Below are 22,579 nucleotides of genomic sequence, written 5' to 3'. Positions count from 1 at the left end.
TTTAATTTAGCAGTTTTCTTCTAATTCCTAAACGTGAAATAGCAAAATCGTATTTAACTGGATCTGCCGGATTTATTTGTTTAAACGCTTCTGTAATATCTAAAACACTTTGCATATTGGCCTGATTTAGTTTGGTCATTTTTTTAAATCGGCAAAATCTAAAGCTGTGAGTGTCGAGAGGCATTAAAAGTAACGATGCAGGAACTTGATTCCATGGCCCTGGGTCTACAGCGTCTTTTCTTACCATCCAGCGTAAATACATCATCAGGCGCTTGCAGGCGCTTTTTAAATTGGGGAAGGGCAGTAAGTTTTTTCTAAATGCCGGTGCATTTTCTACTATTGTTTTAACAAATCCGCTTAAGGCTGGTAGTACATGTGCATGTTCATTTTTTAATTCTTTTAAAAAAATATTTTCAAGAAAACCGTATTGATGTTGGCAGTTTTTAATACCAATGATCAAACCACTTAAATCATGGCCTGTGTGCCAGCGGTGTTTAAAGTTTTTGGTTAGGGCATAAATTTCAGGCTCGGAGGCCTCTTTAATAAAATGAGCAGGGCTTTTGCCTAATGGTTTAAGCAGTTTTTGGCCGCTGGTTAAAATTTGCTTTACGTTCCCATAAGCTAAACTCGACATCAGAAGCCCCACCACCTCCTGATCTTCTTTGGCACTGTAGTCCCATACGTATTGTAAAGGATCGGGTTTAATAAGCTCAAAGCGGTTAAAGCGGGTGTATAGTTCCTCTAATTCTTCAAAAAGGTGATTTTTGGCCTCTATCTTTCTCTTTGACAAAGGCCTATTTTTGATCGTATTTGGCATGGAGATGAAACTTTTGTTTAAAACAGGCCTGGCCGCAATCCTTTTTTTAACCCTCACTGCTTGTGGGGGTCGTGTGCCATCCACCAAATCGGCTCATTCGCTTACTCAGCATCATTTTGAACGGTATGGAAAAAAGTATAAAACCTCTCTTTTTGCCAAAGATCCTATCGATAAAATTGAAATTAACGATGTACGCGAACAAAGTTTGCACGTAGCCGATATCGATGCTGTATTAACTTTCAAATCCGGCACTTTAGCCCGGGTTTTACTCACTGCCAAAACAACCCCTCCCTTGGGATGGAAAGTCACATCCTGGGAAATGCTGGGGATGCGTTAGTGCCTGCATAATAGCAGCGCTATTTTTATCATGTGTACTAAAAATATTTTAATACTGTTATGTTTTTTTCTTTTTGTGTCATGCGGAAAAAACACGTTTAATTTGCCAGAAGATACTAGTAAAGATCCGGTAGTCGACGATGATGATTCGTCAACTGGCACTCCTACCAGTCCCTCGCCTCAATTTGATGCTACTGCTGGTTACACTGTAGTTGATAACCAGGTTTTTTTAGGCACTCAAAAAATAATTTTTTACGGTATTAACTGGTTTGGGATGGAAGAACAAAGTTATGCCCCGCATGGTTTATGGCAGCGCGATTATAAAGACATGATTGCCCAGATTAAAAGCCTGGGTTTTAACTCGGTACGGTTGCCGTTTTGCCCGGGTACTTTGGATGGGCAGAGTAATCCTAATATTAATACATCGGGTATTAATACCGATCTTAAAAATTTGGATAGTTTAGAGGTAATGGATAAAATTGCGGCCGAGTTTAACCGGCAAAAAATTTATATCCTTTTTGATTTTCATAAATTTAGTTGCGGAGGTGCTATTACCGAGTTGTGGTACGATGCCACCTATTCCGAACAAGACTGGATAAACGACCTTACTTTTGTGGCCGAGCATTTTAAAAATTTGCCTTATTTTATGGGAATTGATCTTAAAAATGAACCGCATGGTGTGGCTACTATTGGAACCGGCAATAATACAGACTGGATGAAAGCGGCTTCCAAGGCCGGCACAGCTATTCTTAATACCAATCCCAATTTGCTTATTTTTATAGAAGGTATCGAAAACAATCCCGCCTGTTCCGATAATAGTGTTGGGCATTGGTGGGGTGGTAATTTGGAACCTTTTAATTGTTATACGCCCACGCTCCCGGCTTCTAAAACAGTGTACAGCCCGCATGTTTATGGGCCTGATGTTTTTTTTCAATCTTATTTTTCTGCACCTAATTTCCCTCAAAACATGCCTGCCATTTGGACCAAGCATTTTGGGCAATTGTCTCAAACAAAGCCCGTTATACCCGGTGAGTTTGGTGGCAAATATCAGGGGCTCGACCAAACCTGGCAAAAGGCACTCATTGATTATTTTATAGAAAAAGACATGTGCAGTTTTTTTTATTGGAGTTTAAATCCCAATTCGGGTGATACAGGCGGAATTTTAAAAGATGATTGGATTAGTGTAAATACCGATAAGCTAAATAACCTAAAACGCCTGATCAATCATTGCAAAGTCCTTTAAAACTGATGGATGAGTGAAATTCCAGGATGATTATTGCTTACAGGCAATATCATATTTTTTGAAAATTCTTTTTGATGAAATTGGGCTGTTCCCCAGCCCAAAAGTCCTCCCAATAAAGCTCCGGCCAGTACATCGGATGCCGCATGCCGGTTGGCATCCAGGCGCGATATTCCCACTACCGACGCCAAAGCATAGGCTGGAATGCCAGCTTTAAAACCGTAAAATTTTTGAGTGACCGAAGCCATAGCAAAAAGAGTGGAGGTATGAGCCGATGGAAATGAATCGTTTCCATTGCCGTCGGGTCGCCCACGACGAGTAGCCAGTTTTAAACCCAGTGTGGCTGCATCGGTTACAAGCATGGCTTCAAGCATGGTGCCCGTAAACTGGGCTGCTTTGGGATTTTTAATAATTTTAGAAAAACCAAATGCGCCTATAGTGGTGCCCAACATCACATAGGGGTTAAAGGCAGTACCCATCACATCATCAAATTTTTTGCCCAGTGGTTTATTTTTAAATTTGTTTTTTATTTGTGGATCTAGCTCGTGAATACCCAAAGTAATACCAATGCCTGCTGCTATAATGGCGGCGTGATAAGGGTTAATAAATGTATTTTTTAAATCACCGGCCACATGCCGGGGAAGTGTTTTAAAAAGCCAATTTTCCGATTTTTGTGAACGGTTGAGCCATTCCTGATCGGCTTTTTTTTGAAAATTTTTTTGTGTAGCCAAGGCCAATTGAAATGGTGTTAGGCAAATAAGAAGGAAAACGAGAATTTTTTTCATAGAGCCCCCAGTGTGTTGGGGTACTCATAATAAAAGCGTCAAGAAGGTGCAAGAAATTACAAGCCCCCCGGACCATCCGGGGGGCTTGCGTTAGGGTAATAAAGTGTTCCGAGGAGGAACACGGGATTAAGACTTTATAGCGACGATAAAACATCATCTGTCCCAAGGGGACCACTTCGTGGCCGCGTTGCCTTCGTCGACCACTCCCTGCGGCGTATTCACGATACGCCTCAGTCGGGTCTCCTCAGGCGCCTTGCATCTGATATTTTCTCGTCGCTATAAAGACGAGATTTTTTCATATTATCAAACCAGCTTGCTTAAGGTGCTGGCCGAACTATTGAGCGTGCTGAGTAAACTAATCACGGCTCGTTTTTGAAAATCGAGTGCCTTGGCGTCGGTAAGCGCTTTAGCGTAATCTAAATCTTCAATTTCACTTTTGGCCGAGGCAATAGATTCTTTTTTAGATTGGTTACTTTCGTACGCGGCGTCCAATCTATTGCTTTTAGAACCTAAATCACTCATTGAAGACAAAACGTTTCCAATAGCCTGATCGATAGATTCGATGGCAGACTGGGCTCCGCTGGCCGATGAAAAATCGAGATCGGTTAAATGCAGAGCCGATGTATTGGCTGCTTCTATATCAATATTAACTGTTTCGCCGGCATTAGGACCTACCTGAATATTTCTATTGTTATAGGTTCCATCTAATAAATTTTGTGAACCATTATTCACGCTACCCGCCGTGGCGTTAATTTGATTTAAAGTTTCGGCTTTATAAGTTTCAAAAGCACGTCTATCGCTGCTGCTGGCATTGTCGTCGGCTGCTTGTAGCGCAACCGTACGCAAGTTTTGTAAATTTTCAAGAACCGACGAAAGCCCACCGGAAGCAATGTTTACTGTATCTTGGGCGCTGGAAGTTTGCGCGAGGGATGTTTCTAACCCTTTATAGTCCGAAACCAGTTTGCCTATTTTGGTTAAGGCCAACGGATCATCGGCGCCTTTGGTGACGCGTTTACCGGTAGAAAGCTGGTTAAAATTATCCTGCTGTTTTTTATTGGTGCGGTGTAAGGCATTAAGTGCATAATTATTGCCGCTTTTGATCCCCGAAATCATAAAAACCCTTTCTGCGAGGGGCGGCAGCTTTTGCCGACTAAAACATCCCTCATTTACGCTGTACGGCAGAAAGTGCTTAAACTTGAGGGATTTTTTTTAAAATGTGATTTTTTTGAAAAAACAGCCTAACTCTGCGTAATTTCAGCATCTTGCACAGGGATACAGCTGCAAAACACATTGCGATCCCCATATACATTGTCCACGCGGGAGACGGGAGGCCAGTATTTATGGTCGCGTAACCAAGGCGCGGGGTAGGCGGCTTGTTCGCGGCTATAGGGTTTATCCCAAGAGGTAGCGGTTACAACTGTAGCTGTATGCGGGGCGTTTTTAAGCGGGTTATTTTGCTTATCCATTTTGCCACTAGCAATATCATCAATTTCTTTTTTAATGAGAATCATGGCCTCGCAAAAACGATCGAGTTCGGCCAAGCTTTCGCTTTCTGTTGGTTCCACCATCAAGGTTCCGGGCACAGGAAAGGAAACCGTGGGAGCATGAAAACCATAATCCATCAGTCTTTTTGCTACATCTTCCACTTCAACACCCGATGTTGTTTTTAACGGGCGTAAATCAATAATACATTCGTGCGCAACCAAACCGCTTTTGCCTTTATAAAGAACAGGATAATGAGGAGAAAGTTTTTTGGCCATGTAGTTGGCATTTAAAATAGCCACCTGAGTGGCTTGCTTAAGGCCGCTAAAGCCCATCATGCGGATATAGGTGTAGGGAATGGGTAAAATGCTGGCTGAACCCCAGGGGGCTGCCGAAACCGCGCCCACCGATTGTTTGCCGCCCATAGGTACTACCGGATTATTGGGCAAAAATTCTTTTAAGTGCTCCGCTACACAAATAGGGCCAATTCCTGGGCCACCACCCCCGTGCGGGATGCAAAAGGTTTTGTGCAAATTAAGATGGCAAACATCCGCTCCAAAATCGCCAGGACGAGTAAGTCCTACCTGAGCATTCATATTGGCGCCATCCATATATACCTGGCCACCTTGTTGATGGATAATGGCACAAATTTCTTTAATTTCTTCTTCAAACACACCGTGTGTAGACGGATAAGTAATCATGAGTGCAGCCAAGTTTTTAGAATGTTCTTTGGCTTTAGCTTGTAAATCGCTGATATCCACGTTTCCATTTTTATCGCACTTCACCACCACAACCTCCATGCCCGCCATTGCTGCTGTTGCAGGGTTAGTACCATGAGCCGATTGAGGAATAAGGCATACATTACGATGCGCTTCACCGCGTGCTTCGTGATAAGCCGCAATGACCAAAAGTCCGGCATATTCACCCTGGCTGCCGGCATTAGGTTGTAACGAAGTTGCTGCAAAACCTGTAATTTCACTCAGCCATGCTTCTAGCTGCGTGTTCATTTCGGTATAACCGGGGGCTTGTTCAACGGGTACAAAGGGATGGAGTTTGGAAAAACCATTCCAGGTAACCGGCATCATCTCGGTTGTGGCATTGAGTTTCATGGTGCACGAACCAAGAGGAATCATGGAGGTAGTGAGCGATAAATCTTTTGCTTTTAAGCGGTTCATATAACGCAGCATTTCGGTTTCGCTATGATAAGTATTAAAAGAAGGGTGCGTTAAGAAGGTACTGGTGCGAGCAAAGTTTTTAGAAAAAGAAGGTTTTAACCCTTCTGGCTTTACAGCTATTGATAATTTTTGCGGTGAGTTTTTTTCCAATACATTCTGAAAAACAGTAAGTACTTTTTCTACGTCTTTTTCACTGGTGGTTTCATCTACCGCAAGCCCAATGGCACCGTTTTCAAAATTACGGAAATTCATTTCACGGTTGCGGGCCAAATTAATAATTTTTTGGGCGGTATCACTATCTAAATTAACGGTGAGCGTGTCAAAAAAAGCATTGTCGGCTACTTTTAAACCCAAACCAAGAAGCCCTTCTTTTAACAGGCGGGCCATAAAGTTAATTTTTGTGGCAATGGCCTTTAATCCCTCTGGCCCATGATACACGGCATACATAGAAGCCATTACGGCAAGTAAAACTTGGGCAGTACAAATGTTGCTGGTGGCCTTGTCACGTCGAATGTGCTGTTCACGCGTCTGCAAGGTAAGACGAATAGCCGGATTTCCCTGGGCATCTTTAGATACACCCACCAAACGGCCAGGGAGTTTGCGTTTAAAATCATCCCGTGTAGCCATATAAGCGGCATGAGGGCCGCCGTAGCCTAAGGGCACACCAAAACGTTGCGCACATCCCACCACAATATCGGCGCCAAATTCACCCGGAGGGGTAATAAGCACTAAACTCATTAAATCGGCCGAAACAACCGAGAGGCCTCCTTGAGCTTTTACTTTGGTAATAAAATCGCCGTAACTTTCAATGCTGCCGGTAGTGTCGGGATATTGGAGTAAAACGCCAAATACTTTTTGCGAAAAATCAAATTTTTTATAATCGCCAACCACTACGTTAATTCCCAAAGGTTTAGCGCGTGTTTGTACAACGGCAATATTTTGCGGATGGCATTTATCGGATACAAAAAACAGATTGGAGTCATTTTCCTTTAAATTAAAGCACATGCTCATGGCTTCGGCGGTGGCGGTGGCTTCGTCTAAAAGTGACGCATTGGCAATATCCATTTTAGTCAAATCGCAAATGAGCGTTTGAAAGTTGAGAAGCGCTTCCAGGCGCCCCTGAGAAATTTCGGATTGATAGGGAGTGTACTGTGTGTACCAACCCGGATCTTCCATGATATTGCGTAAAATTACCGAGGGTGTCATGCAATCGGCATAACCCATGCCAATGTAATTTTTAAAAACCTTGTTTTTACGGGAAAGTTCTTTGAGTTCAATAAGTGCTTCGCGCTCCGAAACGCCGGGTCCCAAATTGAGTTCTTTTTTAAGACGAATATTGGCGGGAACTACAGCGTCTATAAAAGAGTCGATATTTTTATAGCCCAAATAGGCCAGCATAATTTGGGTTTCACGTTCGTTTAATCCCAAATGCCGGCGTGCAAAAGATTCGTGAGAGTCCATATTAGCCTTGTTCGGCCAAGTAAGCCTTGTATTGGTCCACTGTTAATAATTCGTCTACTTGCTTAGGATCCGTAATTTCCATTTTAATGATCCAACCTTCGTTATAACAATCTTCGTTAATAATGCCCGGGCTGTCGGCTAAGGGTTCGTTGGTTTCTAACACTTTGCCCGAAATGGGAGCAAACACATCGCTCACAGATTTTACCGATTCCACCACACCAAAGGTTTCGTCTTTGGTAAGGATGGCACCTTCGTTAGGAAATTCTACCATCACGACATCTCCCAATTGATCTTGGGCAAAGTCGGTGATGCCAATAGTGGCCACTTTACCTTCAATGCGGATCCATTCATGTTCTTTGGAGTATTTTAAATCACCTGGAAATTCCATAAAACCTACTTTCTTTTATAAAAAGGCAGAGATATTTTTTTAGCTTTCATTTTTTTACCGCGCACCACTACAAAAAATTCATCATGATCGGCAGCTTTTTTATCAATCAATGCCATGGCGATCGATTTTTCGAGTGTGGGAGAAAAAGTGCCACTCGTTACCACCCCTATTTTGCCACTCGCATTTTCAATTTCGTAACCTTGGCGGGGAACTGCTTTATCGATCATTTCCAAACCGATAATGGTGCGTTTTACCCCGCTTTGCTTTATTTTTTCAAGTGAGTCTTTGCCAATAAAGTCGGGTTTGTCAAGTGCTACTACCCATCCAAGCCTTGCTTCTAATGGATTAACAGTATCGGTAATTTCGTGGCCATAAAGCGAGTAAGAAGGTTCCAATCTTAAGGTGTCGCGGGCCGCCAAACCGATAGGCTTAATACCATGGGCTTCGCCCGCTTTCATCAGCATGTTCCATAAATCCACGGCTCGGTTTGATGCCCCGTAAATTTCAAATCCATCTTCGCCGGTGTAGCCCGTGCGCGAGAGGATGATGGGGATGCCTTTCATTTCGGTTTCGCAAAAAGTGTAATATTTGAGATCGCCCAGAGGAAAGCGGATTAATGGCTGGAGTGTTGCCTCTGCTTTTGGGCCCTGGAGGGCTAATTGGCAATATTGGGGGCTGACGTTGGCAATAGAAACCCCATGCATGTTGTTTTCAGTAAACCAGGCAAAATCTTTATCGGTGTTAGAGGCGTTCACCACTACCAGATATTTCTGAGGGTTGTACTGGTAGCTAATCACATCATCCACGCAGCCGCCATCTGGGTTACATACGGCGGCATATTGGCAGCCTCCGTCTTTAATTTTATCGATTTTATTGGTGGTGATGTAATTGATGAAATCTTTGGCGAGTTCGCCCTCAACAATAATCTCGCCCATGTGGCTGATATCAAATAGGCCAACGGCATTGCGAACGGCATTGTGTTCATCAATTACACCCGTGTATTGAACAGGCATTTCCCAGCCGCCAAACTCTACCATGCGGGCACCTAACGATTTATGAATTTCATTGAGCGGAGTTTTTTTAAGCACACATTGCGACTAGCAAGATTTTTTGGGCATGGCAAGAAAGAAGGATCTTATTTAAGCCAAAAGCTTGTGGTTTTTTAAAATCAGGTTATCGCAGGTTCCCAAGGGTATTTTTTTGGCCAGACTATGAGCTGTTATTAGCCTGTCAAAAGGATCTCTGGTCCATTCTAGATTAAAGGCTGCAAAGCATATGGTGGACAGATCAACCGAGTCGATATGGTAGGTTTCATCTTTTTGTAATTGCTTGATTAGAGATTCGAGCGATAAATTGAGCCTTCCGCATTCATTTAAAAATTTTAATTCCAGAAGAGAAACAGGTGAAACTGTATAATACGAAGGCTTTCTAAGCCACGAAAGGTTTTTGAGTTTGGAAGAATCGCTTAAGAGCCAAATGAGGATATGCGTATCAAGAAGGACGGTCTTCATTTTTTTCTTTTTTTGTTAATAAAATGAAGTCCACTATCAGGTTTCCATTCCCAGCCCCAGGTATCGGCATCATCAACGGAAGGAGAAGAAAGGAAGAATTTTTTATAAGAAAGTTTTTTGGTTTTTTTCTTTTTTGGCAAAAGCTCCAAAACGTGCCCTTCTCTTTCAATATAAACCTTGTTGCCTTCCAAGGCATCGTCCAGAAGGCTAAAAAAGTTTTTGCGGGCTTCGGTTGCGGAGTAATGTTTCATAACTATGTACAATGTACATGAGTGGCATGCTGAAGTAAAGGGCTGATTTATAGAGTGTTTCCAGCTGCTTCCACCGTATTATACAAGAGCATCGCAATCGTCATGGGCCCCACGCCGCCGGGGACGGGGGTGATGGCGCTGGCGTTTTGAGAGGCTGCTTCGTAATCAACATCTCCTACCAGTTTGCCGGACTCTAAACGGTTGATGCCGACATCGAGCACAACAGCGCCTTTTTTAATCCAGTCCCCTTTTACAAATTGAGCACGGCCCACAGCGGCCACCACCACATCGGCTTGTCTTACAACAGAAGCAATATCGGGCGTGCGTGAATGACAGATTGTGACCGTCGCGTTTTTTTCCAAGAGCATCAGCGCAATGGGTTTACCTACAATATTACTACGGCCAATCACCACCGCGTGTTTACCGCTTAAATCGTAGTTGATCGACTCGAGCATTTTAATCATCCCGTAGGGGGTGCAGGGTTTTAAACATTTTTTACCGACAACCAGATTACCAACATTGATTGGATGAAAACCATCTACGTCTTTTTTGGGATCGATGGCTTCCAGCACACGATCGGCATTAATCTGTTTAGGAAGAGGCAGCTGTACTAAAATGCCGTGCACGTTTTTATCGTTGTTGAGTTTATCAATCAGTTTGAGCAAATCGGCTTCGGACGTATCGGCTGGTAAATGTTCATGGAACGAGGCCATGCCGGCTTCCACACACATTTTATTTTTGCTGTTGATATAAACTTGGCTGGCGGGGTCTTCGCCTACAAGGATGGTGGCAAGCCCCGGTGTGATGTTTTTTGTATTTTTAAGTTCGCTTACTCTCGTTTTAATATCGTTTCTTACCTGCTGGGAGAGTGCTTTTCCGTCGATGATTTGAGCCATACAGGATGCATAATTTTATGCCCCCAAATCGTCAACAAAAATCATGAGTAATTCCAGTACTTACAGCTTTTTTCAAAAAATTTAAAAAACTTAGCAACTTTTTTAACGCAGTGCCGATATGTTGGGGCATCGTTCATCTGTAGGCATTTTTATAAATAAACAAAAGAAAGCCTTATTGTTCAAGATTGACGGTATACGTGTATGTTAGAACCTCTTGTTTTAAATATGATTCTCAGGGTTTATCGGCATTTGCAGGAAGTGCAGCAAATGCAGAATGCCATCTGTGACGATCTGAAAAAATTAAACGACGATTTAAGCCGCTTGGAAAATATTTTGGATGGCAAGCCAGCTGCACCAAAAGCTCCCAAAAAAGTAACGATGCCCGCCGACCGCGTGGTGCATTAATCCTTTCTTTGCATTCCTCATCAACTTGGATATACGGGCAAAACATGTCTTTACCTCATTCCATTCGTATTGTGCTGATGGGCCCCAAGCATGCGGGAAATATTGGTGCTTGTGCAAGGGCCATTAAAAATATGGGTTTTAGCGATTTGCGTTTGGTAAGCCCGGAAGCCTCCCATCTTGCAGCAGAAGCCCTCGATCGCTCTGTAAAAGCCCAGGATGTACTTAAAAAAGCAAAACTTTATGCCACATTACCGGAGGCTTTAGCCTCGTGCGATTTTGTTGTTGGTACCTCAGGCAAGTTAAAAGATATACGGATTGCTACTCAAGATCCGCGCGAATTGGCGCAAACAATTAAGGCCTTTAAAAAGCCACGGTCCATTGCTTTGGTTTTTGGGCCCGAAGATAGAGGCTTATCCAACGAAGAACTTTTATTATGTGATGCTGTTGTTGAAATCCCGTCATCCGAAGAATTTTCATCGCTTAATTTATCGCATGCGTTGGTTGTAGTTTTATATGAATTAAGAATGATGTTTTTAGGGGCCAAACCAAGTTTAAAAAAGAAATTAAGCCCCGTTGAAGAAAAAGAAGCACAAAGTGCCACTGTTAAAAGCAAAGAGGGGTTATATGCCCACCTGCAGGAAGCACTCTTGCATATCGATTTTTTACACCCTCAAAACCCCAACCATATCATGCGTGATTTGCGCAATATTTTTAACCGTGCAGGTTTGCTCAATCGCGAAGTGACGATTTTACGCGGGATTTGTAGAAGAATATTACGGCCTTCGGGGTGGAAGAAATTGAAGGGTGAAGAGTGAACCGTGAAGGGCCAGAGTTTTCTGATCAATTTTTTGCAAATAAGGAAAAATCCCCCACAGCTTAACCCCCATTTTTTTAAGAATTTCAGGATTTGTTTTTTCCGCCAGTCCTATTTTCTTTGTAGTTTGATTCAAAATGACACCCGCTACTTTAATTTTGTTTCGTTTTAAATGTTCAAGCGTTAAAAGCGTATGATTAATAGTTCCCAATCCCAATCGGCCAACGAGGATTACCGGGATATCCAAAAACTTAATTAAATCCAAATTTGTTTTATTTTTCCATACAGGCACAATCAGCCCGCCAGCTCCCTCCACTAAAACCGTTCCGTACTTTTTTTCTAATACTTTAAATTGCTTTTTAATTGCCGTGAGCGACACATTTTTCTTTTCTATCTCCGCAGCCACACCCGGCGCTAGCGGGTTTTTGAAAAAGAAAGTGTTGATCTCGCTTAATTTTTCATTCATTCCCGACATTTTTTTAAGCAAAGTACTATCAGCACGGGCACGACCCGATTCGAGCGGTTTATAAACGGCAACGGGCTGCCCCTTTTTTAAAGAGGCGGCGGCCATTGAGGCGGTGATGATGGTTTTACCTACCCCTGTGTCGGTGCCGCAGATAAACGCACTTTTAATCTTAGTTTCTTTCATAGGTTATTTTTAAGCCTATAAATGGGCATGCCGCTTACCGTAGAGTCGTACACATAATTATCGGCAATAAAACGTTTTAACAGTTCATAGTTTGAAATGGGGTAATAACCAAAGCCGCGGTAATTAAGAGGGGCTGTATCAATAAAAAGAACAGGGGGATGCTTAAAAAAATCATCAAAAACCTTTTTCCAATGATCATTATCAATACGCCCCAAAAGCTCATTTACCGTAAATAAGTCGTTATCCGATACTTTACTCAGAGAATGATGATCAATTTTTTCGGCTTCTTCTTCGGAAAAAGAAAATGGCACCATGTCTTTGGTGAGCTTTTCACTTAGGGTTAAATTATTGCCGGTAGCATGAATATACTCCATGGCAGGCGAACCGGGGGAAGAGCCTGCCAATACATCGCTCCAAAAAAAGGTAGAGGCGGGTTCTCTATTGGTATAAAAATAAAGCTGCGGAATATAGCCCCAAACAAAAATTTTATCGTCGGGTTTTGTAGTGCTTTTGATGTAGTCAATAGCCGGTGTAAAATTAAAAGGAATAACTGCTTTGGTAGAAAAATTAAAAGCGCCTTCAACCGAAAAACCAATGAGCGGAATAAGCATAAAATAAGCCAAATGCTTTTTAATAAAGCGGGATGTTTTAAACGAGAAAGTGGTATTTTTTGTAATATGATCTAACGAAGTAATGCTAAGAGCTGCCATAAGAGATAGTGGTACCAACATAAATTTAAAGTAGTAAAAGAAAATTCTTTTTCCAAGCGTCGCGTCGTACCACAAAAATAATAACCACAACGTAAGAAACCATACATGGATCCATTGAGAATTTTTATTTTTGTTTTTAAATAAAAAACGAATGGCATATACCGCCAAAAAGCTCATGCCAAAAGTTGAAGCAAAAATAAGCATGGTGCGTAATAAAAACTTTATTCCCCAATAAATAAACGAGTCTTTGTGGTACGACATGTAGGCTGTTTTAGTATCGTACAGCGTGGCAAAAACTATTTTAAAGCCTTCCACCACATCGCCATAAAAAATTGTGGGAGATAAATAGGTAAGAATAAAACCTATATTAAGAAGCAAGAATGATTTAATTCTGTTTTGATGATAAAAAATAAAAACTAAATTAAGTGCTACTAAAGTAATTCCCATGGGGGCTTTAAAAAGAGCCGCCATTCCACAAAAAATTCCTGTTATAAAAAAAAGATAAGGCTGACTTAAGCGCAGGCCCTTAAATAAAAAATAGGCGGTAAAGCTGGCAGGTAAAAGTGATAAGCTTTCGGCGCTGGGAGTATGAAAGTCTTTACTCATAAAACACCAATTATAAACGGTATAAAAAAGTGCAGCGTAAAGTCCTGTTTTTTTATCTTTCAGTTCACTCCCGGCTAAATATAAGCCTGTGATTGTTCCGCATTTCCAAAGACAATGAGCTATATGTACAGGAATAAGAGAATTGTTATCGATTAAGCGAAAAATGAGAGCGTAAAAATAATGAGTGAAAAAATAAGTGCTTCCTAAAAAGTCTTTTAAGCTTAATTCATGATTAACAATTAAACGGGCATAAATAGCGTTTGTGAGTTCGTCTACCTTGTAAAAGGGCACCCAAAAACTGGGGATAGACAAAATAATGTGAAGAATGAGAATAGAGCCTAAAGTAAGAGACAAAGATTTATATATTTTGTTTGTCATACTAACAGTGAGAACAAAGAACTGCCTCTGATGTTTTTAATGATTCTTCAGAATAACCTTGAAAAAGAGGGTTTATGTGTTTTTTTATTTTTATAAAATCATTTTCTAAACTTTGTTTGGACAGTATTTTTGTTTTAAATTCTAACTCATCAAGTATTTTAATGTGGTCATCTAGCCTATACCGATACAAATCACCCGGGTTTAAAAAAGTATTCCATATTTTTTTTGAAAAAATAAGAAAATGGTAGGGGTATTTAAAAAAATGATCGCGATAATCTACCTGGTGAATCATGATACCGTCTGGTTTAAGGCATTTTTTAATATTTTCAAACAAAAGTTTATTGTTTTCTACATGTTCTAAAACAGAACTGGAAAGAACAATATCAATTGAATTAGGTTTTATTTCTTTAAATGATGTGATGCGGGAAGTGCAGTTTTCAAATAAAAGGGTTTTATCGGGATGCTCGTTTTGTAAAAGTGTTAGGGCATGCTGATTTTGTAAAATATCCAAGCTTCTATAAGGTTCAAGCCCATAATAAAAGGCTGCGTTGCGAGCAATAATTTCGTATCCATTGGCATTAGTACTCCCTATACCTATTTCGAGAACAGATTTATTTTGGAGGGAACTGTTTACACTCTTTAAATGCCTCTCATAATCATCCACTAATTTTTTAAAATTAGATTGCCCTCTATTGACCCTGTAGTAAGGGAGCAATTTGCCAACTTTCACTAACACATTGTCGGTAAAGAAAAAGCGTCTGACTAAACGTAAGAAAATATACTCGCAGAGTGATAAAAAATAGGTCATTGAAAAAGGCCTAACACCACGTTTTTAGGGGTGCAATTGAAAAATTATGCAATCTTGACCATTGTTATAATTTAAGGATATGGTTGGTTTATTTTTTAAAAAAACCCTCATCAATAATTTATTATTATATGTATAAAAAATTCCTTTATGGTTCCAGGCAGTTTGTTTTAGGCAGTTTAAAAAAGTATATTTTTTGTTTCATAATCATTGCCGGTACTATCTCACCTGTTTTTGCACAAAATGACTCTGATGGTGCTAAAGAAATTTCTACTGTTATCAATAATTCCAAAAAATTGGATGCCTCGCTTAAAGCGTTGAGTTTAGTAAAAAGTTTTTACGAAAGCCGAGGGCATTTACCAGCCTGGTTTTTTGAAGGAAGATTAACACGTAAAGGAATAGATCTTTTACGCATTCTCAATGAATCTGCAAATGAAGGTTTGGGATTTTCTCTGTTTCATAAAAAAATTTTAGAAGATTATCTCAAATCAAGCGGTAAAAAAGTAAACCCCGAATCTATGGCCAAAGCCGATGTTCTGATGACGGATGCATTTTTTGCTCTTACTTCGGCTTATCGTTTTGGTCTTTTTCCACGAGTTGGCTCTAAAGTGGAATGGGTAAAAAATGCAAACTCATTCAACTATGTTCAATTTTTAACGGATGCCCAAAATGGGGCTGTCCGTACAGCCCTTAATGAATTGTTACCTAATAGTCGTGACTATAGAACGCTTAAAGAAGCATATTTACGGGTATTAAAAACTTATCCTAAAATGGAGTGGCCCAAAGTGGCCGGTGGTGCCAAGTTAGAACCAGGTATGCGCGATTTACGTATCCGTGAAGTCCGCAAACGTCTGCAGGCCGAAGGCTATTTAAAAGCTGATAACGCCTCCACCACCTACGATGATAATTTGGTTATAGCGGTAAAAAAGTTTCAGGAAGTACATGCCTTGCCTCCGGATGGTGTGATTGGTGGCGGAACTTTAGAAGCGCTTAATTTAACACCCGAACAAAAATTAGCACGTATCCGTATTAGTCTTGATCGTTTGCGTGGTTTTAGACCCGACACCTCACGTCCTTATGTGTTTGTAAATATCCCGGGTTTTTATCTTAAGGTAAAAGATGGCGAGAGTACCCGCTTAGGTATGAACGTGATTGCCGGCCGTCCCGACAGGAAAACGCCTCTTTTTAGCGATGAAATTGAGTTTGTAGTGTTTAACCCCACATGGACAGTTCCCAAAAGTATCGCTGTTAAAGACAAACTATCCAAAATTCAAAACAATCCCGATTTTTTAAAAAATATGGGGATGAAAGTATATACCACCGATAACGGAAATGTAACCGAGGTAGATCCTGCAACAATTGATTGGAAAAATGTAAATGAAGATAATTTTAATTATCGCATTGTGCAGCGTCCGGGTACCGATAATGCTTTAGGGACCATCAAATTTATTTTTCCCAATGGGGAAGATGTTTATTTGCACGATACCAACGACCACAATTTGTTTAAAGGTGGTGTACGAGCCTTTAGTTCGGGTTGTATTCGTATTGAAAAACCCATGGAAATGGCCGAGTGGATTTTACGTGATGTAAAAGGCTGGGATATGAAAAAAATTAAAGCCATGAGCGGCGGTGCGCTTACCACCGTGCCACTGAAACATCACGTGCCCATCCATCTTTTTTACCAAACTGCCTGGGTGGATGATGACGGTATTCTTAAATTTGGGAACGATATTTACAAATACGATACTGTTTTGGCTAAATCGTTTGGGGATTCTAAGTAAATTACAGAGCAGTTCATTTAGTGCGAAAAAAGCATTACACGGGCCAAAATAAGCATTTTTCGGGTAAAGCTAAGCTTAAGAGGTTTGGGTTCGAGCACAGGATAATCTTTTTTGCGAATTTTTTCTAAAATGGTGCGGTAAACGCTGGCCATAATACGGGCAGCCAGTAGTTTGTTGTGCTTATCGTTGTTAAATTCCGACACACCGCTTTCGTAATAACGTACAGCCCGTTCGTATTGAAAATTAAGAAGTGCACGCAATGGGGGTGTCATTGTTTTATTTTCAATATCGTTAGCCGTAATCCCAAAACGTTTTAAATCGTCATACGGCAAATAAATACGGCCTTTGGTAAAATAATCTACACCTACGTCTCTAATAATATTGGTGAGTTGTAAGGCAATTCCCAAATCGATTGCTGTTTTTTGAGATGTAGGGCTTTCAAATTCAAAAATTTTCATACACACAAGCCCCACCATGGATGCAACCCGGTAGCAGTACTCGTATAATTCCTCAAAAGTTTCATAACGAGTTTTGGTGATATCCATTTCACAGCCTTCAATGAGCTTTAAAAAATAATCTTTTGGAATATGAAATCGATCGATAGATTCCTTAAGTTCCTGAAGTAAGGGAACGATAGTAGTGCCTTTATAGGTGTTGTCTAGTTCACGTTTCCACGAATCAATTAAGGTTTTTTGGCGAAGTGGATTGGGTTCTTCATCGACTACATCGTCAATAACTCTAAAAAAAGCGTATACGCGCTTCATGGCAAGGCGTTTTTCGGCTGGCAAAAAAATAAAGGCACTTGAAAAATTAGATTTGGCTCTGGCTGTAATGGTAGCTGCGTTGGGCAGGCCACTTAAGGCTTCATCGCTAGGAAGTATTTCAACTTTAGAAGTCATGTTGTTTATATACCTTTAAAGTGGTTTCGGCTCAAGGCGTTAAACGCAAGTTTAGCCATTTCCATTTTAGTGAGCTGTGGACGATGGTTAAAAACGTCACCATCTACTTCCTTTATTTTTTTAAGAATACTCACGCCACCCAACCAGGTGAGACGTATTTCAAAACCTAAACGGCCAGGTAAGAGAGCGCATAAAGGCTTTCCTTGCTCAAAAAGTTCCATAGCGCGTTCTACTTCAAAACTCATTAACCTCTTAAATTGCACATTATAGCGTTTAGCCAAAAGATCATTTTCGGTATAGCCAAAGCGCAGCATATCTTCGTGCGGGAGATACACGCGGTTTTTATCAACGTCAATACCAACATCTTGCCAATGGTTGGCCAGTTGCAAAGCGGTACATATATAATCGGAATACTCCATAAACTTGGGAGCCGGATACCCCATAATTGTAAGAACTAAACGCCCTACGGGATTGGCCGAATAGCGGCAATAGTTTAAGAGTTGTTCAAAATTATTGTAACGGTTTACGGTTACATCCATTTTAAAAGCGGTTAGAAGATCAGACAATAACGATACGGGCACATTAAAATTTTTAACCGTGTCGTTTAAGGCAATAAAAATGGGGTTTTGGGAAGAATCCATTGTTTTTAATTCTTTTTCCCAGTCCTTTAATTTTTCCATCCGCAAACCTTCATGTTCCTTTTCATCGGCAAAATCGTCGGCCGTTCGTGAAAAGGCATAAATAGCGGCAACCGGCTTACGAATTTTTTTAGGTAAAATAAAAGAAGCTACAGGAAAATTTTCATAATGGCCCTGAGCCAATTTTAGGCAAAAGGTATAAGCCTCGGCCAGCGATACAGATGGCTTTTGGGGAGGCGTAGGGCTTGCAGAATGAAGCGTGGGAGCATTCATAGTGCGAAGCTATAGGCAATGTGGAGTTTTAAATCAATAGGGGAAAATATTGGGCTAAGGCTTTTTTGATTTTTCAGTTTTGTCGATTTTATCGTAAGAACCAGAAACGGATGTATCGTCAAACTGGCGGATACCTTTAAATTTGCCTTCTTTTTTAAGATATTTTTCGGCGTTTGTTGGTGTGAAATTACCCGATAATCCCGATTCGGTTTCTTCAAAAATAAATTCACCGTCTTTTATTTTGGGGGCTTTGTTTAGTTTTTGAGTACGAGCTTTTTTGCGGGCTTCGGGGTCGGCATAAATACCATCGGCAAGCTTGGTAAAGCCGGTTGTGCGTACGTCACCCAGGGCGTCGTAGTCGTCACCTTTAAGCTTTGCGCCTTCTTTCCAGTCAAAATCTTTTTTATCTTTAGATGTCATTTACTTTTTATGCCTTTTCCCTTGTGAGACAGGGGTCCTATAAAAAAAGGGCGTCCTTTTGAAAGGACGCCCTTATTGTAACACAATTTCAGTCTTATTAGCTAACAAGACTTTTTAAAGCCTGACCGGCCTTAAATTTAGGAACACGGGTAGCCTTAATTTTAATTTCGGCGCCGGTTTGAGGGTTACGGCCAATACGGGCCTTACGTTTAGAAACCGAGAAAGTTCCAAAACCGGTTAAGGTAATTTTACCACCCTTTTTAAGGCACTTGGCAATAGAGTCGGTAGCGGCGTTCAAGGCTTTTTCGGCTTGAGCCTTGGAACATTCAGCTTCATTTGCGATCTGATCGATCAGTTCGGCTTTAGTCATTTGTTACCTCCTTAAGGTATTGGTCTTTTTGTATAACGTATTGCCCGGTTAGGCTTAAGCGTTATGCAAGAAGCCCTGTAATCTTCGTGGGAAAAAATTTTTGCACGAAGAAAAATGTTGAAGTTTGAAAAGGATAGCGAACGGCAAACCAAAGTCAAGATTAATAATGCGGGCCATGTATTTTTTTAACGCCCGCAAATGCAGAAAACATGCGAATTTGCCAGTTTGAACACTTTTGTTCAGTTGACGCAGTGCATTGGACTGGGCTGTATTTAAAAATTTGAGAAAACGTGGAGGCTGTCTATTAGATGACGCCCTCACCATTGCTGGGAAACGAGTCTTTTGGGTGGTGGAGTGAGGGCTTATAAGGTTGGCCACACGTTTTCTCAAATTTTTAAATACAACCCAGTCCTTCTGATTTTGGGTGTTTAAGAGGAGAAAAAGAGTTGAAAATAAAGTTAAAAACCTCTCTTTCACAATTGACTTTTGGGGCATAAATTTCTATAAAAATTGATCAATTTTCACTCGTAAAAATAGACGCCCATGACCCTTACAAAAGAAACTCAAAGCATTAACATTGAAGATGAAATGAAGCACTCTTACCTCGATTACGCCATGAGCGTGATTGTAGGCCGTGCGCTACCTGATATCCGTGACGGTTTAAAACCGGTTCATCGGAGAATCCTTTATGCCATGTTTCGTGAGGGTCTCCTGTCTTCCAAGCGTTATTCAAAATGCGCCGGTGTGGTGGGGGAAGTGCTTAAAAAATATCACCCTCATGGCGATTCGGCTGTTTATGATTCTCTTGTTCGCATGGCGCAAGAATGGAACATGCGTTACCCCTTAATTGATGGGCAAGGTAACTTTGGTTCCATCGATGGTGATTCGGCTGCTGCTTACCGTTACACCGAATGTAAAATGATGAGTTTGGCTGAAGAAATGATGGCCGACATCGACAAAAATACTGTCGAATTTACCCCTAATTTTGATACGTCTACCGAAGAACCCACCGTACTTCCTACAAAAGTTCCTAATCTTTTAATTAACGGTTCCGACGGTATTGCTGTGGGGATGGCTACCAAAATTCCTCCCCATAATTTAGGTGAAGTGATTGATGCGCTGGTGGCCGTTATTAATAAGCCCGATGTGACTATTGAAGAATTAATTAAAATTGTGCCAGGCCCCGATTTCCCTACCGGCGCTCAAATACATGGTTTGGGTGGTATTCATCAGGCTTACCGCACCGGTCGTGGTATTTTGCAGATGCGCGCCAAAGCCACCATTGAACCCATGAATAAGGCCGAGCGCGAAATGATTGTGATTACCGAACTTCCGTTTCAGGTTAATAAAGCGCGCCTTATTGAGTCGATTGCAAACCTAGTGCACGAAGATAAAATTGAAGGAATTAGCGAAATTCGCGACGAATCCGACCGCGAAGGCTTGCGCGTGGTGATTGAGCTTAAAAAAGCGGCCGCAAGTTCAGTTGTGCTTAATCAACTGTACAAACATACCGCCATGCAAAGTTCGTTTGGCGTGATTATGTTGGCTATTGTAGACGGTCAGCCTAAAATTTTAAATTTAAAAGACATGCTACTTCTTTTTGTGTCGCACCGCAAAGAAGTTGTTTTGCGTCGCACACATTTTGAACTGGAAGAAGCGCTTCGTCGGGCTCATATTTTAGAAGGTCTTAAAATTGCTGTTGAAAATATCGACGAAGTGATTGCGCTTATTAAAAAAGCACCCAATCCTCTTGAAGCCAAAAGCGGCTTGTGTGCCCGCTTTGGATTAACCGAAATTCAGGCTCAGGCCATTTTGGAAATGCGCCTGCAACGCTTAACGGGGCTTGAACGGGATAAAATTATTAATGAGTATAAAGAAGTATTAACCTTAATTGGCAAACTGCGTGAAATTTTGGCGTCCGAAAAACTGGTATTTGAAATTATCACCAATGAATTAAAAGAAATTAAAGCCAAATATGCCGATCCCCGCCGTACCGAATTGTTGGCTGGTTCCTTAGATGATATTTCTGTTGAAGATCTTATCCAAGAAGAAGAAATGGTGGTTACTGTTAGTCATCAAGGTTTTATTAAGCGTAACCCCAGTGCCATTTACCGTGCACAAAACCGTGGTGGTAAAGGTAAAATGGGTATGGCTACGCGCGAAGAAGATTTTGTAGAACAGCTTTTTATTGCCAGCACACATAGCTATATGCTGGTGTTTACATCGCTGGGTCGCTTGCATTGGGTGCGTGTACATGAAATTCCCCAGGCCGGCCGCGCCGCCAAGGGTAAATCAATTGCCAATCTTATTACGCTTCAGCCTAACGAAAAAGTGGCGGCGATTATGCCCATTAAAAATTTTGAGGCGGCCGAAAGCATTGTGTTTGTGACTAAAAACGGGACGGTTAAAAAAACCGAGCTATTGGCTTATTCCAACCCGCGTGCCGGTGGTATTATTGCCATTTCTATTGACGATGGCGATGAATTAGTCATGGTGCGTGTAACACATAATAAAAACGATGTGATGATTTCTACCCTACAAGGCCAAACCATTCGTTTTAAAGAAGAAGACGTGCGTAACATGGGGCGTGTAGCTACCGGCGTGCGTGGTATTTCTCTTGGCAATGGCGACCGTGTTGTAAGCATGGATGTTGTTTCTACAGGTGCCAGCATGCTTACTGTATCGGAATTGGGTTATGGTAAAAGAACCTCCACCGACGAGTATCGTTGTCAGGGTCGTGGTGGAAGTGGCATTATTACCATGAAAACCACCGATAAAACCGGCAATGTGGTGGGTGTTTTGGAAGTGATTGAAACTGACGACATTATGCTGATTACTACCTTGGGCCGTATTATCCGCATGCATGTGAAGCAAATTTCCGACATGGGACGTAATACCCAGGGTGTACGGTTAGTACGTTTAGAAACCGGCGAAAAAGTTGTATCGGTTGCTAAAGTTGCCGAAAGTGACGATGAAGTGGCTGTAGCCGCTCCCATTGAAACTGCAGCTGATTTACCACCCGAAGCTATTTCTGAGGAAGGTAGTGAGTAAATCGGTAAAAATATTATTTTGTATTCTTCTCTTTTCTACGGCCTGTTTTGGAAATGCTCAAGTTAAGGTTATTGTAGGGGATAAAGTTGTTAGCGCAGAAATAGCCGATACCCCTGAAGCGCGCGAAAAGGGACTGATGTTTCGCGAATCTTTGGGTAAATTTAGCGGCATGCTTTTTGTGTGGCAGGAAGATGTGCACAATTCATTTTGGATGAAAAATACCCCGCTTACTCTCGATATAATTTTTATTAATTCCGCTAAACAAATTGTACACATAGCCCCTTACGCCAAACCCTTATCGCTCGATTATATTAGCTCACCAAAATCTTACCGTTATGTGCTGGAAGTCAACGGAGGAAGCAGTCATGTGTGGGGACTTAAAGAGGGCGATTTAGTTAGCTTTGAAAAATAAGAAATTCCCTGTTAAGAAGGGATAAA

23 protein-coding genes are annotated in these 22,579 nt (G+C 41.3%); 7 read left to right on the top strand and 16 right to left on the bottom strand.

Annotation, left to right across the window (positions count from 1 at the left end; genetic code table 11):
- Position 1: 1 nt before the first annotated feature.
- The gene (locus K1X76_00265; GenBank protein ID MBX7147490.1) at positions 2-790 is read right to left on the bottom strand and encodes a TIGR02757 family protein; all 789 of its coding nucleotides are present in this window, start codon (positions 788-790) and stop codon (positions 2-4) included.
- 31 nt (positions 791-821) lie between these two features.
- Between K1X76_00265 and K1X76_00260 the strand changes: the two genes are divergently transcribed.
- On the top strand, positions 822-1,154 hold the full coding sequence (locus tag K1X76_00260) for a hypothetical protein (GenBank protein MBX7147489.1): 333 nt from the start codon (positions 822-824) through the stop codon (positions 1,152-1,154).
- Positions 1,155-1,256: 102 nt separating this feature from the next.
- Complete coding sequence (locus K1X76_00255) at positions 1,257-2,396, top strand: glycoside hydrolase family 5 protein (protein ID MBX7147488.1); 1,140 nt, start codon at positions 1,257-1,259, stop codon at positions 2,394-2,396.
- Here the strand turns inward: K1X76_00255 and K1X76_00250 are convergent.
- From K1X76_00250 to folD, 8 genes are all read right to left on the bottom strand, one after another.
- Positions 2,393-2,872: a phosphatase PAP2 family protein gene (locus K1X76_00250; protein MBX7147487.1), complete on the bottom strand. Its 480-nt coding sequence runs from the start codon at positions 2,870-2,872 to the stop codon at positions 2,393-2,395. The two genes, K1X76_00255 and K1X76_00250, sit on opposite strands and share 4 nt — an antisense overlap.
- A 609-nt stretch (positions 2,873-3,481) precedes the next feature.
- Entirely contained in the window at positions 3,482-4,291 is an 810-nt protein-coding gene (locus K1X76_00245) for a hypothetical protein (protein ID MBX7147486.1), read from the bottom strand.
- 125 nt (positions 4,292-4,416) lie between these two features.
- Positions 4,417-7,296, bottom strand: coding sequence for an aminomethyl-transferring glycine dehydrogenase (gene gcvP, locus K1X76_00240; protein MBX7147485.1), 2,880 nt, complete (start codon positions 7,294-7,296; stop codon positions 4,417-4,419).
- A 1-nt stretch (position 7,297) separates the two neighbouring features.
- Positions 7,298-7,684, bottom strand: coding sequence for a glycine cleavage system protein GcvH (gene gcvH / locus K1X76_00235; GenBank protein ID MBX7147484.1), 387 nt, complete (start codon positions 7,682-7,684; stop codon positions 7,298-7,300).
- Positions 7,685-7,689: 5 nt separating this feature from the next.
- Positions 7,690-8,772, bottom strand: a complete 1,083-nt coding sequence (gene gcvT, locus K1X76_00230) for a glycine cleavage system aminomethyltransferase GcvT (GenBank protein ID MBX7147483.1) — start codon at positions 8,770-8,772, stop codon at positions 7,690-7,692.
- A gap of 51 nt (positions 8,773-8,823) precedes the next feature.
- Positions 8,824-9,195 carry a transposase gene (locus K1X76_00225; GenBank protein MBX7147482.1) on the bottom strand — a complete coding sequence of 124 codons (372 nt, stop codon included), beginning with the start codon at positions 9,193-9,195 and terminating at the stop codon, positions 8,824-8,826.
- Positions 9,192-9,446, bottom strand: a complete 255-nt coding sequence (locus tag K1X76_00220) for a type II toxin-antitoxin system Phd/YefM family antitoxin (GenBank protein MBX7147481.1) — start codon at positions 9,444-9,446, stop codon at positions 9,192-9,194. The genes K1X76_00225 and K1X76_00220 overlap by 4 nt, the downstream gene beginning before the upstream one ends.
- A gap of 47 nt (positions 9,447-9,493) precedes the next feature.
- Entirely contained in the window at positions 9,494-10,342 is an 849-nt protein-coding gene (folD, locus tag K1X76_00215) for a bifunctional methylenetetrahydrofolate dehydrogenase/methenyltetrahydrofolate cyclohydrolase FolD (GenBank protein ID MBX7147480.1), read from the bottom strand.
- Between the two features lie 225 nt (positions 10,343-10,567).
- Here folD and K1X76_00210 point away from each other — a divergent pair, with 225 nt between their 5' ends.
- A complete protein-coding gene (locus K1X76_00210; protein MBX7147479.1) occupies positions 10,568-10,747 on the top strand; it encodes a hypothetical protein in 180 nt (59 codons plus the stop codon).
- 44 nt (positions 10,748-10,791) lie between these two features.
- Positions 10,792-11,562, top strand: a complete 771-nt coding sequence (locus tag K1X76_00205; GenBank protein ID MBX7147478.1) for an RNA methyltransferase — start codon at positions 10,792-10,794, stop codon at positions 11,560-11,562.
- On the opposite strand, the gene bioD is transcribed toward K1X76_00205, so the two are convergent.
- From bioD to K1X76_00190, 3 genes are read right to left on the bottom strand one after another with little or no spacing between them, the layout of a single operon-like run.
- Positions 11,521-12,210 carry a dethiobiotin synthase gene (bioD, locus tag K1X76_00200; GenBank protein ID MBX7147477.1) on the bottom strand — a complete coding sequence of 230 codons (690 nt, stop codon included), beginning with the start codon at positions 12,208-12,210 and terminating at the stop codon, positions 11,521-11,523. The two genes, K1X76_00205 and bioD, sit on opposite strands and share 42 nt — an antisense overlap.
- On the bottom strand, positions 12,207-13,904 hold the full coding sequence (locus K1X76_00195) for a glycosyltransferase family 39 protein (GenBank protein ID MBX7147476.1): 1,698 nt from the start codon (positions 13,902-13,904) through the stop codon (positions 12,207-12,209). Before K1X76_00195 ends, bioD begins: the two co-directional genes overlap by 4 nt.
- Before the next feature lies 1 nt (position 13,905).
- Positions 13,906-14,712 carry a class I SAM-dependent methyltransferase gene (locus tag K1X76_00190; GenBank protein MBX7147475.1) on the bottom strand — a complete coding sequence of 269 codons (807 nt, stop codon included), beginning with the start codon at positions 14,710-14,712 and terminating at the stop codon, positions 13,906-13,908.
- Positions 14,713-14,840: 128 nt separating this feature from the next.
- Between K1X76_00190 and K1X76_00185 the strand changes: the two genes are divergently transcribed.
- Positions 14,841-16,490 (top strand): L,D-transpeptidase family protein, encoded by a 1,650-nt coding sequence (locus K1X76_00185; GenBank protein MBX7147474.1) that lies wholly within the window; start codon positions 14,841-14,843, stop codon positions 16,488-16,490.
- Between the two features lie 17 nt (positions 16,491-16,507).
- Here the strand turns inward: K1X76_00185 and K1X76_00180 are convergent, their stop codons facing one another.
- The 4 genes from K1X76_00180 to K1X76_00165 all read right to left on the bottom strand — a co-directional run bounded on the left by K1X76_00180 (position 16,508) and on the right by K1X76_00165 (position 19,090).
- A complete protein-coding gene (locus tag K1X76_00180; protein MBX7147473.1) occupies positions 16,508-17,389 on the bottom strand; it encodes a squalene/phytoene synthase family protein in 882 nt (293 codons plus the stop codon).
- A gap of 5 nt (positions 17,390-17,394) precedes the next feature.
- Positions 17,395-18,300 (bottom strand): squalene synthase HpnC, encoded by a 906-nt coding sequence (hpnC, locus tag K1X76_00175; protein MBX7147472.1) that lies wholly within the window; start codon positions 18,298-18,300, stop codon positions 17,395-17,397.
- Between the two features lie 54 nt (positions 18,301-18,354).
- Positions 18,355-18,720 carry a hypothetical protein gene (locus K1X76_00170; protein MBX7147471.1) on the bottom strand — a complete coding sequence of 122 codons (366 nt, stop codon included), beginning with the start codon at positions 18,718-18,720 and terminating at the stop codon, positions 18,355-18,357.
- Positions 18,721-18,817: 97 nt separating this feature from the next.
- On the bottom strand, positions 18,818-19,090 hold the full coding sequence (locus K1X76_00165) for an HU family DNA-binding protein (GenBank protein MBX7147470.1): 273 nt from the start codon (positions 19,088-19,090) through the stop codon (positions 18,818-18,820).
- A 543-nt stretch (positions 19,091-19,633) separates the two neighbouring features.
- On the opposite strand from K1X76_00165, the gene gyrA reads away from it, so the two are divergent.
- Together gyrA and K1X76_00155 are read left to right on the top strand one after the other, a co-directional pair.
- Positions 19,634-22,141, top strand: a complete 2,508-nt coding sequence (gyrA, locus tag K1X76_00160; protein MBX7147469.1) for a DNA gyrase subunit A — start codon at positions 19,634-19,636, stop codon at positions 22,139-22,141.
- Positions 22,134-22,553, top strand: a complete 420-nt coding sequence (locus K1X76_00155) for a DUF192 domain-containing protein (protein MBX7147468.1) — start codon at positions 22,134-22,136, stop codon at positions 22,551-22,553. The genes gyrA and K1X76_00155 overlap by 8 nt, the downstream gene beginning before the upstream one ends.
- The last annotated feature ends 26 nt before the right edge of the window (positions 22,554-22,579 follow it).

It is taken from the genome of bacterium, from assembly GCA_019695305.1.
In the GTDB taxonomy this organism is placed as follows: Bacteria; UBA10199; UBA10199; order UBA10199; family JAIBAG01; genus JAIBAG01.
Note: the sequence above shows the minus strand (reverse complement) of the source record. Positions and strands in the feature narration are given on the sequence as shown.